The sequence below is a fragment of the Streptomyces sp. NBC_00012 genome, assembly GCF_045040875.1.
Lineage (GTDB): Bacteria > Actinomycetota > Actinomycetes > Streptomycetales > Streptomycetaceae > Streptomyces.
The window spans coordinates 6,252,217-6,267,180 of the sequence record NZ_CP108309.1 but is presented as its reverse complement, the minus strand read 5'-3'; the positions used below and the strand labels follow the sequence as shown (position 1 = coordinate 6,267,180).

Sequence of the window (14,964 nt, the reverse complement as noted above, 5' to 3'; positions counted from 1 at the left end):
ACCGGAGTCCGCAAACCGGGTTCGCAAGTCCTTGCAAGATGTTGCCGGGAAACCGTCGCGAACGGTCACACAGGGGCGGTCGCCCGATTCATGCCCATGGTGGGCAATCCGACATACGCCCGGTACAGTCCACTTCCATGACCGCACGGCTTGCCGATATCGCAACTCAGGCGGGGGTCAGCGAAGCGACGGTCAGCCGCGTACTGAACGGCAAGCCCGGTGTCGCAGCGACCACCCGTGAATCCGTTCTCGCCGCGCTCGACGTACTCGGCTACGAACGGCCCGTACGGCTGCGCAGGCGCAGTGCGGGACTGGTCGGACTGATCACTCCCGAGCTGGAGAACCCCATCTTCCCCGCCCTGGCCCAGGTCATCGGCCAGGCGCTGACGCGGCAGGGCTACACGCCGGTGCTGGCCACCCAGACCCCCGGCGGCTCCACCGAGGACGAGTTGACCGAGATGCTGGTCGACCGCGGCGTCTCGGGCATCATCTTCGTCTCCGGGCTGCACGCCGACACCTCGGCCGACATGCAGCGCTATGAGCAACTGCGCGCCAAGGGCGTCCCCTTCGTCCTGGTCAACGGCTTCTCGCCCAAGGTCCAAGCGCCTTTCATCTCGCCGGACGACCGGGCCGCGATGCGGCTCGCGGTGACGCATCTGGTGTCGCTGGGTCATCAGCGGATCGGCCTGGCGGTCGGCCCGAAGCGATTCGTGCCGGTCCTGCGTAAGATCGAGGGCTTCCACGCCACGATGCGGGACCAGTTGGGCCTCGCACCGGAAGCGGTGGAGGAACTGATCCAGCATTCGCTGTTCACCCTTGAGGGTGGACAGGCTGCGGCGTCGGCACTGATGGAGCGGGGCTGCACGGCGGTGGTGTGTGCGAGCGACATGATGGCGCTCGGCGCGATCCGGGCCGCCCGCCGTCTGTCGATGCAGGTGCCGCGCGATCTGTCGGTGGTCGGCTACGACGATTCGCCGCTCATAGCGTTCACCGATCCGCCGCTGACCACGATCCGTCAGCCGGTGACGGCGATGGGCCAGGCCGCCGTGCGCACTCTCCTGGAGGAGATCGGCGGCACGCCCGCCCCGCACAGCGAGTTCGTCTTCATGCCCGAACTGGTCGTTCGCGGTTCAACGGCAGCCGGCCCCGGGCCCGCTCCGGCCGCCACCGCCTGACCGCTCAAGGATCCCACGCCCGCCCCTGGCGCGCAGTTCCACCACGCACCGATGTGCGGCCCGGACCCGGCCGGAGGATCATCGGGCGGAAGGGCAATTTCTGGCAGACTCTGTGCCTATGGGTGAATTGAGTGCGACATCGAAGGAAGGCCGGTCGGAGGCCACCCCGTCACCCATCGTGGACGAGGCGGCCCCCGCGGCGAACCCGAAGCGGAGCACCGGACGGCGCGACAGCGGCCCGACGGGTCCGCGTTCCCCACTGCGTTCCCCGCGTTCCCCGCGCAGACCGCGCATCTGGTTCGAGATCCTGCTCGTCGCGGCCAGTTACTGGGTGTACTCACTGGTCCGCAACGCCGTCCCGGAACAGCGGGCCGAGGCACTGCGCAACGCCGACCGGATCTGGTCGGCCGAGAAGCACCTGGGCATCGCCGTGGAACAGACCGTCAACCACGCGATGAACTCCGCGACATGGCTGATCGTCTCGATGAACTACTACTACGCGACACTGCACTTCGTCGTCACCGTCTGTGTGCTGGTGTGGCTGTTCCGCTGTCACCCCGGCCGTTACGCAGCGGCCCGGCTGGCCCTGTTCGCGACCACGGGTGTGGCGCTGCTCGGCTACTACCTGTATCCGCTGGCGCCGCCCCGTCTGATGAACGGCGGCCACTTCGTCGACACCGTGCTGGTCCATCACACCTGGGGTTCGATGGCCTCGGGCAACTTCAAGAACATGTCGAACCAGTACGCGGCGATGCCGTCGATGCACATCGGCTGGTCGCTCTGGTGCGGTCTGACCGTCTTCGCGCTGACCTCCGCGCCCTGGGCCCGCGTCCTGGCCCTGCTCTACCCGATGCTGACCCTGGTCGTCATCGTGTCGACCGCCAACCACTTCTGGCTGGACGCGCTGGGCGGCATGGCGTGCCTGGCCTTCGGTTGCGCCGCCTCGTACGCCTGGTACGGCTCGCTGCCGCACCACCTGCCCAGGCGGGTGCCGCCACCGCGCGGGAAGGCCCGGCTGGCGGGCCTCTCCGCAGGTGCGGCGCCGAGGACCCGGCGGCCGACGGCGGACGCGACGGCGGGCCGTCGCTGAGGACCGGCCCGGCGAACCGGGCGCGTGCGGCGCCCCGCGTACGCGAGCGGGGCGGCACGGCACCCCGGAGACCGGAGCGGCGCCCCACCTCGGGCCTGCCCCGCCTCACGCCCCGTAGAACCGCTCCTCCATCACCGCCCGTGCCCGCCGGGTGATCCGCCGGTAGTCGTCCAGCATGTCCCCGACGTGCCCCGGCTCGTACCCCAGGTACCGCCCGACCGCAGTGAGTTCACGCGGCCCCGACGGGAAGGTGTCGCCCGGCCGGCCGCGTACCAGCATCACCGCGTTGCGCACCCGGGTCGCCAGCACCCATGCCTCGTCCAGCGTCTGCGCGTCCTCGCCGGAGATCAGCTCCGCCGCGCAGGCCGCGGCCAGTGCCTCGCGGGTGCGTGTCGTGCGCAGCCCCGGTTCCGCCCAGCCCTGCTGCATCTGCATCAGCTGGACGGTCCACTCGACGTCGCTCAGCCCGCCGCGCCCCAGCTTGGTGTGGAGCGTCGGATCGGCGCCGCGCGGCAGCCGTTCGGACTCCATCCGGGCCTTCAGCCGCCGGATCTCACGGACCGCGTCCTCCCCCAGGCCCTCCATGGGATAGCGCAGCGGATCGATCAGGTCGATGAATTCGCGGCCGAGTTCCGCATCGCCCGCGACCGGCTCGGCACGCAGCAGCGCCTGGCTCTCCCAGACCAGGGACCAGCGCCGGTAGTAGGCCCCGTACGACGCCAGCGTACGCACCAGCGGGCCGCTCTTGCCCTCCGGCCGCAGATCCGCGTCGATGATCACCGGCGGGTCGGCGGTTGGCAGTTGGAGCAGTCGGCGCATCTCGGCGACCACCGCGTTCGCGGCCCGGCCCGCCTCCTGCTCGTCGACGCCCTCGCGCGGCGAGTGGACGAACAGCACATCGGCGTCGGAGCCGTAGCCGAGCTCGTGGCCGCCGAACCGGCCCATGCCGATGACGGCGAACCGGGTGGGGAGGGTGTCCCCCCACTGTTCGCGCACGGCGGCGCGCAGGGCGCCCGCGATCGTGACGGCGTTCAGATCGGTGACCGCGTTGCCGACCCGGTCGACCAGCGCCCCCGGGTCCTCCTCGGCGGGCCTGTCCTCCGTGCCGTACGAGCCGATGAGGTCCGCGGCCGTGGTCCGGAACAGCTCGCGCCGCCGCACCCCGCGCACCACCGCGACCGCGGTCTCGGCGTCGTCCGCGCGCCCCACCGCGGCCAGCACCTCCTGCTCCAGGTTCTCCCGGGTGCGCGGCCGCAGCCCCTGGGGGTCGCCGAGCAGCGCCACCGCCTCCGGGGCCCGCAGCAGCAGGTCGGGGGCGAGCCGGCCGGCTGACAGGACCCGGGCGAGGTTCTCCGCCGCCGCGCCCTCGTCCCGCAGCAGCCGCAGGTACCAGGGGGTCTTGCCGAGGGCGTCGGACACCTTTCGGAAGCCGAGCAGCCCGGCGTCCGGATCGGCGGAGTCCGCGAACCAGCCGAGCAGCACCGGCAGCAGGGTGCGCTGGATGGCGGCCTTGCGAGTCACCCCGGACGACAGCGCCTCCAGGTGCCTGAGCGCGGCGGCCGGATCTGCGTAGCCGAGCGCTTCGAGCCGGTGCGCGGCCGCCTTCGCGCTGAGCCGGGACTCCCCCGGCGCGAGCTGGGCGACGGCGTCGAGCAGCGGCCGGTAGAACAGCTTCTCGTGCAGCCGCCTCACCACGGAGGCGTGCCGCTTCCACGCCTGGTTGAGTTCGGTGATCGGGTCCGTGCGCATCCCGAGGGAACGGCCGATCCGCCGCAGGTCCGGCGCGTCCTCCGGGACGAGGTGGGTGCGGCGCAGCCGGTAGAGCTGGATGCGGTGCTCCATGGCGCGCAGGAAGCGGTAGGCGTCGTCCAGTTGCGCGGCGTCGACCCGCCCCACGTAGCCGCCCTCGGCGAGCGCGCGCAGGGCCTCCAGCGTGGTGCCGCTGCGCAGGGTGGTGTCGCTGCGGCCATGCACCAACTGAAGGAGCTGTACGGCGAATTCGACGTCCCGCAGGCCGCCGGGGCCGAGCTTGATCTCGCGGTCGACGCGGTCGGCGGGGATGTTGTCGACGACACGACGGCGCATCTTCTGCACGTCGGGGACGAAGTTCTCGCGGTCCGCGGCCTGCCACACGAGCGGCGAGACGGCCTCGACGTACTCCGCGCCGAGCTCGGGGTCGCCGGCCACCGGCCGGGCCTTGAGCAACGCCTGGAACTCCCAGGTCTTGGCCCAGCGCTGGTAGTACGCGAGGTGCGAGGAGAGGGTCCGTACCAGGGGGCCGTTGCGGCCCTCGGGGCGGAGGTTGGCGTCGACCGGCCAGATGGTGCCCTCGACGGTCGTGTCGGAGCAGATCCGCATCATGTGCGCGGCCAGCCTGGTGGCGGCCGGCACGGCCTCGCTCTCCTCGTAGCCGTCGACCGGTTCCGCGACGAAGATGACGTCGACGTCGGAGACGTAGTTCAGTTCGTGCCCGCCGCACTTGCCCATCGCGATGACGGCGAGCCGGCAGCGGGCGGCGTCGGCGGGCGACGCCGTGCGGGCGATGGCGAGCGCCGCCCGCAGGGTCGCGGTGGCCAGGTCGGCCAGCTCGGCGGCGGCCTCGGCGACGTCCGTCGTCCCGCACACGTCCCGGGCCGCTATGGCCAGCAGGCACCGCCGGTAGGAGACCCGCAGCGAGTCCGGGTCGTCGGCCCCGGCGAGCCCCTGCTCGAATTCGGCCACGCCGGGGTGGAGGTCGGCGGCCTCGTAGGTGACCAGGGCCTGCCAGTCGCGGGGGTGACGGGCGAGGTGGTCGCCGAGCGCCTCGGACGCGCCGAGCACCCCGAGCAGCCGGTCCCGCAGCGGCTTGGCGGTGATGAGCGTGTCCAGCAGGATCTGCCGCTCGTCCACCTCCTCCGACTCCACCAACCGGACGAGCCCGCGCAGGGCCAGATCGGGGTCGGCGGTGGCGCCGAGGGCTTCGAGCAGCACCGGGTCGGAGCGTACGGACGACAGATCGGGCAGGTCCAGCAGCCGCTCGGCCGCGGAGGGATCGGTGAAACCGTGCCGCAGCAGTCGGGTGAACGTGCTGCTCCTGCGCCCCGGCACCGTCGTCATTCCGTGCTCTCCTGCTCGCCGCTCACACACCATTCAGCGCTCCGAGCCTAGCCCGGCACCGATGAATTCGGAGCGGGTGCGCGGTCTGCACTTCGCAGGCACGATCATTTTCAGGACCAGACCGGGAGGCCCCTCATGTCCGGATTCGAACCCTACGCCGAGCTGGACGGCGACTACAGCGACAAAAGTGCGACGGCCTGTCCGTGGTCGGTGGCGAGGGACCTGCTGACCGGGGCGGAGCTGTACTGGCTGTCCACGGTCCGCCCCGACGGCCGCCCGCACGTCACTCCGCTGATCGGGGTGTGGGCGGACGGCGCGCTGCACTTCGCCACCGGTGCCGCGGAGCGCAAGGCCCGCAATCTGGCCGCCAACCCCGAAGTGGTGCTGACGACCGGGATCAACACCATGTCGGAGGGGCTCGACGTGGTGGTCGAGGGCACGGCGGAACGGGTGACGGACCAGGGCCGGCTGCAGCTGCTGGCCACGGTCTGGGAGGCGAAGTACGGCCCGGAGTGGCACTTCGACGTCCGGGACGGCGTCTTCGTGAACTCGGGCCGTGCGGCGCTGGTGTTCCAGGTGCGCCCCCGCAAGGCCTTCGGCTTCGGCAAGGGCGCCCGTTTCAGCCAGACGCGGTGGCGGTTCAGCTGATCGTCCCGGCCCCGGGGGCTGTCCCGGGCGGGGCGGCCGTGTCCGGCCTGGTCGCGATGACGACGGTCGCGTACAGCTCGTCGGAGGTGACCACGCGCGGGATCAGGCCGCTGCGGGCGACGGTCTCCACGGCGCGCGCCGCCTGCCGCTCGCTCGTCTCGACCAGCAGATGCCCGCCCGGTGCCAGCCACCGCGGGGCCTCGGCGGTGACCCGGCGCAGGACGTCGAGGCCGTCCACGCCGCCGTCGAGCGCCACCCGCGGTTCGTGGATACGGGCCTCCGGCGGCAGCAGTTCGACGTCGTCCGTGGGGACGTACGGCACATTGGCGAGCAGGATCTCCACCCGGCCGCGCAGCGAGGCGGGCAGCGGCTCGAAGAGGTCGCCCTCGTACACCTCGCCCGCGTCGCCGATGTTGCGGCGGGCGCACCGCACGGCGGCGGGTTCGACGTCCGCGGCGTGGAGTTCGGCCCGGCCCAGCGTCGCGGCGAGCGCGGTGCCGAGGGCTCCCGAGCCGCAGCACAGGTCGACGACGACCGCTCCGGGACCGGTGAGCGCGGCTGCCTGCCGCACCAGGAACTCGGTGCGGCGGCGGGGTACGAAGACGCCGGGGTCGACAGCGATCCGCAGGCCGTCGAACTCGGCCCAGCCCAGGACGTGTTCCAGGGGGAGTCCGGCGACCCGCTGTCCGACCATGGCCGCGATCGCGGCGGGGTCGGTGGCGGTGGAGAGGATCAGTGCCGCCTCGTCCTCGGCGAACACGCAGCCGGCGGCGCGGAGCGCGGGGACGATGGTGGAGAGGGCGAGCGGTGTGGCGGTGACCGACATGAGCGGAGCCTTTCGGGAAAGCCGATGGGCGCTCCGCGGTCGACTATGTCGGGTCGACGACGCGTTCGCGAGAGCTGAGCACCCAGCCTGATACAGCGGTAATGGGTCTCACCTCCTTGGTCGGCCCCCGTGTGGGGATGCGTCACATTACACCGGTCGGGTCACCCGGTCGCGCTCCGGACCGGGTTCCGCTCAGCCCGCCGACGCCGGAGCCGCCACCGCGACCGGTGACGACCCGCCCTTCACGGCCACGCGGGGCGTCCCCGTCCCGTCCGCCGGCACGGTCCAGATGTCGCTGCCCCGGCCGTCCGCGCCCGGCAGCGCGTAGGCGAGCGTGCCGTCGTCCAGCCAGGCCGCCTGGTCGTCGACGCTGTGTTCCTCGGCGAGCGCCGTCTCGCGCATGGTGCGCAGGTCGAGGACGTACAGCCGCCAGGGTGCGGCCGCGTCGTCGGAGACCTTCTTCTTGAAGGCGAGCCGGGTGTTGTCGGGTGACAGGGACGGGCATTCGACGTTCTGCCGCAGCGCCTTCGCCGTCCAGTCCCGCATGTTCCCCTCGACGAGGTAGGTGCGGCCCTTGGTGGAGACGGTCGCGTAGAAGCGGTTGTCGTCGCGGGCGAAGGTGACACCCCAGTAGTTGACGTCGGGTGCGTGGTAGCGGGCGCCGTCGATGGTGAGCTGGATGTTCTCCATGGACTTGATGAGGTAGCCGGTGCGCAGGTCGAGGATGGCGGTGCGGGTGGAGAAGGACGTGGTGGCGTAGGAGTCACCGGTCGCGAACACCGTCCAGGACAGCATCCGCCCGGAGGCGGAGACCCGGGCGCGGGTGGGTACGCCGGGCACGGTGATCCGGCGCTTCTCGCGCAGCCGCCGGTCGAGGACGATCGCGTACGTCTTCGGCAGCACCCCGGGCTTGGCCCGCAGGCAGAGCGCGCCGTCGCCGGAGGCGTAGAACCGGTCGCAGGCGGGGCCACCGCGGGTGCGGGCGCCACCGGTCCGGGCGTCGGTGGTGCGGGCGCCGGTGAGCGGCTGGTGCGCGACGCGGCCGCCGGCCGTGTCCCGGAAGTACAGCGCGGGGCCGTCGAGGGTGAACGAGGCGTCGGCTTCGGTCCGTTGGCCCTTCGTCCGCTGTCCCGCGTGCATCACGTACCCGACGGAGCCGCCCGCGAGGAGCAGCACCGCGGCCACCACGACGGCGATCCTGGCCCGGGGGCCCAGCGGGGTCGCGGCTTTCGGGAACCTGGCACTCATACGGTCCGCCTTCCGGGGATCTGGGCTTCCGGTTCCCCGGGGGCCGGGGTGCCGGAGGGGTCGTGCGGCAGCAGCGCCCAGCCGCCCGCGAGGGCGGCGAGCAGGGCCGTGAGGGCCGCCCACAGCGCGGGGTCCGGCCCCCACACGGTCCAGGCGGCGCCGAAGCCCGCCGCGGCGAGCATCCGGGCGAGCGCCTGTCCGGTCTGGAGCACGGCGAGTCCGCCCGCCCTGCCGTCGGCGGGCAGCACGGGTCCGGCGAGGGCCATCAGCACCCCGTCGGTGGTGGCGTAGAAGACGCCGAGCAGCACGAGGACGGGTACCAGGAGGAGCAGGGCCGGGCCGCCGGCCGGGGCGAGGAGCGTGGCGTACACGCCGAGCAGCGCGAGGTGTCCGTACAGGAACGGCAGCCGTCGGCCGACCCGGTCCGCGATCCGGCCCGCCGGGACCGCCAGCAGCAGGTAGCAGGCGGCCGCGCCGAGCGGCAGCAGCGGGAACCAGCTGACGGGGAGGTCGAGCCGGTTCTGGAGCAGGAGGTAGACGAAGGCGTCGCCGACGGTGGCGGCGCCGAGCAGGGAGGCGGCGGCCAGGATCCGCCGGAAGGCGGGGTCGCGGAGCGCCGCGAACGCCTTGCGCCTGCGGGGGGCCGGGATCACCGGCGTCGGTGCCGGTTGCTGCCCCGGGACGTACAGGACGAGGAGCAGTACGCCGAGCAGGCCGACACAGAAGCTGACCACGAACACCGCGTCGTAGGCGTCGGCGGTCGCCCAGAGCAGGGCGAACGCGGCGAGCGGGCCGAGCAGGGCTCCGGTGGTGTCCATCGCCCGGTGCACGCCGAAGGAGCGGCCGAGCGTCTCGGGCGGGCTGCTCAGGGTGATCAGCGCGTCGCGGGGTGCCGTGCGGATGCCCTTGCCGACCCGGTCGGTGGCGAGGGCGGCCGCGATCTGAGCGGTGGCGCCGCCCGCGAGCAGCAGGCCGAGCCGGGAGAGGGCGGAGAGGGCGTAGCCGAGCCCGGCGACCCGTTTGTGGCCGCGCCCGCGGTCGGCGGCGTACCCGCCGAGCAGCCGTACGACGGCGGCGACACCGTTGAACAGACCGTCCAGGAAGCCGAATTGGAGGGGTGAGAGACCGAGTCCGAGGACCAGGTAGAGCGGCAGCACCGCGGTGACCATCTCGGAGGAGATGTCGGTGACGAGGCTGACCGTGCCGAGTGCCAGGACGGTGCCGGGGACACGCCGGCCCGCCCCGCCGGAGCGGGGCCGGACCGGTGTGTCGCGGCGGCCTGTGGTCGCCAGGTACATCAGTGGCAGGTGTACTTCGGGCTGGTGTCCTTGGGCTTGTTGTCGGTGCCGATGTAGTTCCAGCTGTAGCCGGAGTCGGTGAAGTCCAGCTTCAGGACGCCGTATTCACCGCTGATCCGCTTCTGGCTGTTGGGCTGGACCTCCTCGATGGGGTAGGGCTCGGCGCCGCCCATCCCGCCGACGATCTCGGTGATCCCGTCGGCGGTGGCCTTCCCGTCGGGGTTCTGCGGGGCGAACCGCTCGTAGTGGTGGTCGTGCCCGTTGAGCACCAGGTCGGCCTTGGCGCCGTACAGGATCTTCCAGACCGGCCTGCTGACCGGGTCGTTGCCGTGTCCGCCCGAGGAGTAGAGCGGGTGGTGCCAGTAGGCGGCGACGCACGCCTTGCTGTTCTTGGCGAGGTCGGCCTTGAGCCAGTCGATCTGGGCGCTGTTGTCGAAGGAGTTGGAGTCGAGGGCGATGAAGTGCCAGTTGCCCTCGTCGTAGCTGTAGTAGGTCTTGCCCTGGGGGTAGGCGATGGCGCCGAAGTACGCCTTGTAGCCGGCCAGTGCCCCGGCCGGGTCGTACGTCTCGTGGTTGCCCGGCACCGGGCGCGTCTTGGCCTTGAAGGCGCCCCAGGTCTTGTCGTAGTAGGCGCGGAAGTCGGAGATCCGGGCGTCGTCGTACTGGCTGTCGCCCATCGTCAGATAGAACTTCGGGTCGAGCTTCTGGGCCAGCGCCGCGGTCTTGGGGTGGGCGCAGTCGCTGTCGGACGCGGTGCACTGGGCGGCGATGTCACCGGCGGCGACCACGGTGAAGGCGCCGGTCTGCGGCGGCTCGCTGCCGAGCGTGCCGTACACCTCCATCTCGTACAGCGAGTAGCCGTAGGCGGTGGCGCGCGCGGTGCCGTACACGCGCAGGTAGCGGCCCTTGCCGGTGAGGGAGGCCCAGTCGTCGGTGCCGCCGTCCCCGGCCGTCTCGTCGGCGAGCCGGGTCCAGGTGGTGCCGTCGGCGGAGATCTCGATCCGGTACGCCTTGGCGTACGCGTCCTCCCAGCTGAGCTTGACCCGTGTGACGGCGGCGCCGGCACCGAGGTCGACGCTCAGCCACTGCGGGTCCTTGCCCTCGACGCTCGCCCAGCGGGTGGCCGGGTCGCCGTCGAAGGCGTTCTGCGGTCCGAGGTCGGAACTTTCGTCGGAGGAGGCGGTGGCGGTCCTGCCGCCCGAAATGAGGGGGTCGGCGGCCGCGCCGGCCCGGTCGGGGTAGGCGAGCAACAGGCCGCCCACGAGGACGAGTACGGCGGCGATGACCACGCCCACCGTACGGCGCCGCATGGACGTGAAGAGCAAAGCTGAGCCGTTCGGGTGCATCCCTGGACTCCTGGCCTTGTGGGGGTGGCGAGAGCTGGGCATCGGTGCGTGGCCCCGCATCCGGCCCGAGTGCGGGCAGGGGGCGGGGTCGTGGTGGCCGGGCCAGAGCTCTCACTGAGCGCGTCATGCCTACGGAAGCGGGGCACCGCGCCGAGCCACCGCCGGGAATGCTAGCGAACAGGAAACTTTCCTACCAGTCCCCCAACTGGCTTCGTTCCACGCCCTGTTCAACTCCGTCCGGGCCGCTCCCTCAGCGGGAGAGGACGTCGAGGAGGAGCGCGCCGACGGTCCACAGCGGGATCGCGAGGGCGACCAGCAGGCCGGCCAGACAGCCGGACGTGGTCAGCCGGGCACCGGCTCTCGCGGGGTCGCCGCTCTTCCTCATGCCGGTATTCAACCCGAACGGACTCCGGGCCGGAGGCGCACCGCCTCCGGCCCGGATCGTCGCCGCGGTGCGGCCCCGTCGCGTCCTACAACACCGGCAGCAGCGCCTTCAGCTCGAAGGCGGTGACCTCGGAGCGGTACTCCTCCCACTCCTGCTTCTTGTTGCGCAGGAAGAAGTCGAAGACGTGCTCGCCGAGCGTCTCGGCGACCAGCTCGCTCTTCTCCATCAGCGCGATCGCCTCGCCCAGGTTCTGCGGCAGCGGCTCGATGCCCATCGCGCGGCGCTCCGCGTCGGACAGCGCCCAGACGTCGTCGTCGGCGCCGGCCGGGAGTTCGTAGCCCTCCTCTATGCCCTTGAGGCCCGCGGCGAGCAGCACCGCGTACGTCAGGTAGGGGTTGGCGCCGGAGTCGATGGAGCGGACCTCCACCCGGGCGGAGCCGGTCTTGCCGGGCTTGTACATCGGTACGCGGATGAGCGCGGAGCGGTTGTTGTGGCCCCAGCAGATGTACGAGGGGGCCTCGCCGCCGGCGCCCGCGGCCCGGGAGGAGCCGCCCCAGATGCGCTTGTAGGAGTTGACCCACTGGTTGGTGACGGCGGAGATCTCCGCGGCGTGGGTGAGCAGGCCGGCGATGAAGGAGCGGCCGACCTTGGAGAGCTGGTACTCGGCGCCCGACTCGTAGAAGGCGTTGCGGTCGCCCTCGAAGAGGGAGAGGTGGGTGTGCATACCCGAGCCGGGGTACTCGGAGAACGGCTTCGGCATGAACGTCGCCTGCACGCCCTGCTCCAGCGCGACCTGCTTCATCACCAGGCGGAAGGTCATGATGTTGTCGGCGGTGGAGAGCGCGTCCGCGTAGCGCAGATCGATCTCCTGCTGGCCGGGGGCGCCCTCGTGATGGCTGAACTCGACCGAGATTCCCATGGATTCGAGCATGGTGATCGCCTGGCGGCGGAAGTCCATGCCGACGTTCTGCGGGGTGTGGTCGAAGTAGCCGGAGCTGTCGGCGGGGGTGGGGCGGCTGCCGTCGACCGGCTTGTCCTTCAGCAGGAAGAACTCGATCTCCGGGTGGGTGTAGAAGGTGAAGCCCAGGTCGGAGGTCTTGGCGAGGATGCGCTTGAGGACGTAGCGCGGGTCGGCGAAGGACGGTGAGCCGTCGGGCATCAGGATGTCGCAGAACATCCGGGCGGTGCCGGGGGCCTCCGCCCGCCACGGCAGGATCTGGAACGTGCCCGGGTCCGGCTTGGCGATCATGTCGGACTCGTACACCCGGGCGAAGCCCTCGATGGCCGAGCCGTCGAAGCCGATCCCCTCGTCGAACGCCTGCTCCAGTTCCGCGGGGGCGACCGCGACGGATTTGAGGTAGCCGAGGACATCGGTGAACCACAGCCGTACGAAGCGGATGTCGCGCTCCTCAAGCGTTCTGAGGACGAATTCCTGCTGCTTGTCCATAGCCACATCCTTGCAGTTCAGACGGTCCGTGCACCACCGCCCGGGGTAGGGGAGAAGCTCCAGTATCACGACCCGGGATTTCACCCAGATTACGCACATGGAGTGAGATGGAGCACCCGGCCACCCACTACGATCGGCGCCCATGGCGCGCAAGGGGTGCAACGCCTTCGTGACGGCCCCGCGCGTGCCGGTTCCGCCGGCTTCCGGCCCGTCCGTCCCCGCCCCTTCCCAGAAGGACCTGACGACATGAGTTTCGACCCCAGGACCCCCATGGCCCAGCAGCACGACGCCCACCGCGCGCGGCAGCGCCGCGACCGTGCCCTGGCCATAAGCCTGAGCGTGCTCGTGGTCGTGGGACTGGTCGGCTTCGGCTCGTACATGGTGCTGGAGAAGTCCGAGGCGTCCGAGCAGAAGCAGGCCGCCCCGGCGACGGACGACAAGGCGCCCTCGGCCCAGCAGAAGGAGCCCGTCGGCGGGCCGATCGAGGGGCTGCGGACCTGGGACGCGAAGAAGCTGACCCGCAACCACGTCACCGGGGCCGTCGCCTACCCGATGAAGCCGCCGGTGGGCGGCGACCACAACCCCGTATGGATGAATTGCGACGGCCAGGTCTACAAGAACGCGATCCCCGATGTGAACGCCGTGCACGCGCTGGAGCACGGATCGGTGTGGGTGACGTACACGGGCAATGCCCCGGCCGCCGATGTGGCGAAGCTCGCCGAGCGGGTCGGCAGGACGCCGTACTCGCTGATGAGCCCGTACGAGGGCCAGTCCGGGAAGATCATGCTGACCGCCTGGGGCAACCAGGTGACCGTGGACGGCGCCGACGACCGGCGGGTCGACCAGTTCTTCTCGAAGTTCGTCCAGGGCCCGCAGACACCCGAGCCCGGTGCGACGTGCTCGGGCGGGCTGGGAGCGCAGTGACCGCCGCGAGGCGTGGCCGGCGCGTCGAGTGGGTGGCGGGCTCCGCCGTGGTGCTCGCCCTGCTGTTCGCGGGGGTGGCGACGGTCGCCTCCGCGCGTGGCGACGCGGACGGGGCGGACCGGGCCGTCGCCGCTCCGCGCACGCCCGCGGTGGACTCGGCGGACGCCGGGTTCGCCCGCGACATGGCGGTCCACCACCAGCAGGCCGTGGAGATGTCCTTCATCGTGCGTGACCGCACGAAGGACGAGCAGGTGCGCCGGATCGCGTACGACATCGCCAATACGCAGGCCAACCAGCGCGGCATGCTGCTCGGCTGGCTGGATCTGTGGGAGCTGCCGAAGACGGTCGCCGGGCAGCCGATGGACTGGATGGCGGCCGGGCACGAGGGCCACTCGACGGCGGACATGGACGGGATGGAGGGCATGGGGACCGGCTACCGGGCCCACGACGGCTCCCTCATGCCCGGCATGGCCACCAGGACCGAGCTGGACCGGCTCCGTTCGGCGAGCGGCAGGGCGGCCGAGGTGCTGTACCTCCGGCTGATGACCGAGCACCACAGGGGCGGCATCGACATGGCCCGCGGCTGTGCGCGGCTGTGCACGGTGAAGGCGGAGAAGCGGCTCGCCCGCGGGATGGTCGAGGCCCAGCGGTCGGAGCTGGACGAGATGGCGGGGATGCTGGCGGCGCGAGGGTCCGCACCCCGGTCCTGAAAGATTCCCCGGAGCCGCAGGTGCACCCGAACGGGTGATAGCGGTCGCGTCCCCCGAACGGGCCCATGACGATGGGTTCGCTCGGGGTCGTACGGCATGCCCATCGGCACTCAGGAGGAATCCCTCATGACCAGCGCCAAGGACATCATGCACACCGGGGCCACCTGGATCCCCGCCCACGAGACGCTCGACCGGGCCGCGCAGCTGATGCGTGACCACAAGGTCGGCGCGTTGCCCATCTCGGCCAACGGCGAGCAGGACCGGATGATCGGCATCCTCACGGACCGCGACATCGTGGTCGGCTGTGTGGCGATGGGCCGCGATCCGTCGAAGATGACGGCGGGCGAACTCGCCCACGGCACCCCTCGCTGGATCGACTCGGAAGCGAATGTGGAGATGGTGCTGGAGGAGATGCAGACCCATCGGATCCGCCGACTCCCGGTCGTCGAGAACAAGAAGCTGATCGGCATGATCAGCGAGGCCGACCTGGCGCAGCACCTCACCGAGGAGCAGATCGCCGGCTGGGCGGAGAAGGTCTACGCCCGCGGCTGACCTGCCGCATCGCCCCGGCCCGGTACCCCCTTGTGCGGACCCTGCCGTTCGGATCCGGCCGACACACGGCCCGGCCCGGACGGGCGGCCCGGGGGTGCCGGGCCGTTGTGCTGTCCGCCCCTGCCACCCGCCCCTGCTGCCCGCTCCTGCCACCCGCCTGGCCCCGTACCGCTGCGGCGATACGTTTCTGCGCGCGGGCGATACCCGGCGGGGGTAGGG

General features: G+C 71.6%; 13 protein-coding genes. 6 read left to right on the top strand and 7 right to left on the bottom strand.

The window, feature by feature from the left end; genetic code table 11:
• Positions 1-137 precede the first annotated feature (137 nt).
• Both OHA19_RS28755 and OHA19_RS28750 read left to right on the top strand, forming a co-directional pair.
• Positions 138-1,175, top strand: coding sequence for a LacI family DNA-binding transcriptional regulator (locus OHA19_RS28755; protein WP_405712023.1), 1,038 nt, complete (start codon positions 138-140; stop codon positions 1,173-1,175).
• Positions 1,176-1,293: 118 nt separating this feature from the next.
• Complete coding sequence (locus OHA19_RS28750; RefSeq protein ID WP_405712025.1) at positions 1,294-2,265, top strand: phosphatase PAP2 family protein; 972 nt, start codon at positions 1,294-1,296, stop codon at positions 2,263-2,265.
• Positions 2,266-2,370: 105 nt separating this feature from the next.
• Here the strand turns inward: OHA19_RS28750 and OHA19_RS28745 are convergent, their stop codons facing one another.
• Complete coding sequence (locus tag OHA19_RS28745) at positions 2,371-5,361, bottom strand: bifunctional [glutamine synthetase] adenylyltransferase/[glutamine synthetase]-adenylyl-L-tyrosine phosphorylase (protein ID WP_405712027.1); 2,991 nt, start codon at positions 5,359-5,361, stop codon at positions 2,371-2,373.
• A 135-nt stretch (positions 5,362-5,496) separates the two neighbouring features.
• Between OHA19_RS28745 and OHA19_RS28740 the strand changes: the two genes are divergently transcribed.
• Positions 5,497-6,009: a pyridoxamine 5'-phosphate oxidase family protein gene (locus OHA19_RS28740; protein WP_405712029.1), complete on the top strand. Its 513-nt coding sequence runs from the start codon at positions 5,497-5,499 to the stop codon at positions 6,007-6,009.
• On the opposite strand, the gene OHA19_RS28735 is transcribed toward OHA19_RS28740, so the two are convergent.
• The 6 genes from OHA19_RS28735 to glnA all read right to left on the bottom strand — a co-directional run bounded on the left by OHA19_RS28735 (position 6,002) and on the right by glnA (position 12,559).
• Positions 6,002-6,835, bottom strand: coding sequence for a putative protein N(5)-glutamine methyltransferase (locus tag OHA19_RS28735; RefSeq protein ID WP_405712031.1), 834 nt, complete (start codon positions 6,833-6,835; stop codon positions 6,002-6,004). The two genes, OHA19_RS28740 and OHA19_RS28735, sit on opposite strands and share 8 nt — an antisense overlap.
• A gap of 192 nt (positions 6,836-7,027) precedes the next feature.
• Entirely contained in the window at positions 7,028-8,083 is a 1,056-nt protein-coding gene (locus OHA19_RS28730) for a TolB family protein (protein ID WP_405712033.1), read from the bottom strand.
• Positions 8,080-9,381 carry an MFS transporter gene (locus OHA19_RS28725; protein WP_405712035.1) on the bottom strand — a complete coding sequence of 434 codons (1,302 nt, stop codon included), beginning with the start codon at positions 9,379-9,381 and terminating at the stop codon, positions 8,080-8,082. Before OHA19_RS28725 ends, OHA19_RS28730 begins: the two co-directional genes overlap by 4 nt.
• Entirely contained in the window at positions 9,381-10,727 is a 1,347-nt protein-coding gene (locus OHA19_RS28720; protein WP_405752127.1) for a discoidin domain-containing protein, read from the bottom strand. Before OHA19_RS28720 ends, OHA19_RS28725 begins: the two co-directional genes overlap by 1 nt.
• Positions 10,728-10,977: 250 nt before the next feature.
• The gene (locus OHA19_RS28715; protein ID WP_405752124.1) at positions 10,978-11,112 is read right to left on the bottom strand and encodes a hypothetical protein; all 135 of its coding nucleotides are present in this window, start codon (positions 11,110-11,112) and stop codon (positions 10,978-10,980) included.
• An 85-nt stretch (positions 11,113-11,197) separates the two neighbouring features.
• Positions 11,198-12,559, bottom strand: a complete 1,362-nt coding sequence (gene glnA, locus OHA19_RS28710) for a type I glutamate--ammonia ligase (RefSeq protein WP_072483343.1) — start codon at positions 12,557-12,559, stop codon at positions 11,198-11,200.
• Positions 12,560-12,805: 246 nt separating this feature from the next.
• Here glnA and OHA19_RS28705 point away from each other — a divergent pair, with 246 nt between their 5' ends.
• From OHA19_RS28705 to OHA19_RS28695, 3 genes are all read left to right on the top strand, one after another.
• Complete coding sequence (locus OHA19_RS28705) at positions 12,806-13,483, top strand: DUF3105 domain-containing protein (RefSeq protein ID WP_405712041.1); 678 nt, start codon at positions 12,806-12,808, stop codon at positions 13,481-13,483.
• Entirely contained in the window at positions 13,480-14,193 is a 714-nt protein-coding gene (locus OHA19_RS28700; RefSeq protein WP_405712042.1) for a DUF305 domain-containing protein, read from the top strand. The genes OHA19_RS28705 and OHA19_RS28700 overlap by 4 nt, the downstream gene beginning before the upstream one ends.
• Before the next feature lie 126 nt (positions 14,194-14,319).
• A complete protein-coding gene (locus OHA19_RS28695; protein WP_405712043.1) occupies positions 14,320-14,745 on the top strand; it encodes a CBS domain-containing protein in 426 nt (141 codons plus the stop codon).
• Positions 14,746-14,964: the final 219 nt, after the last annotated feature.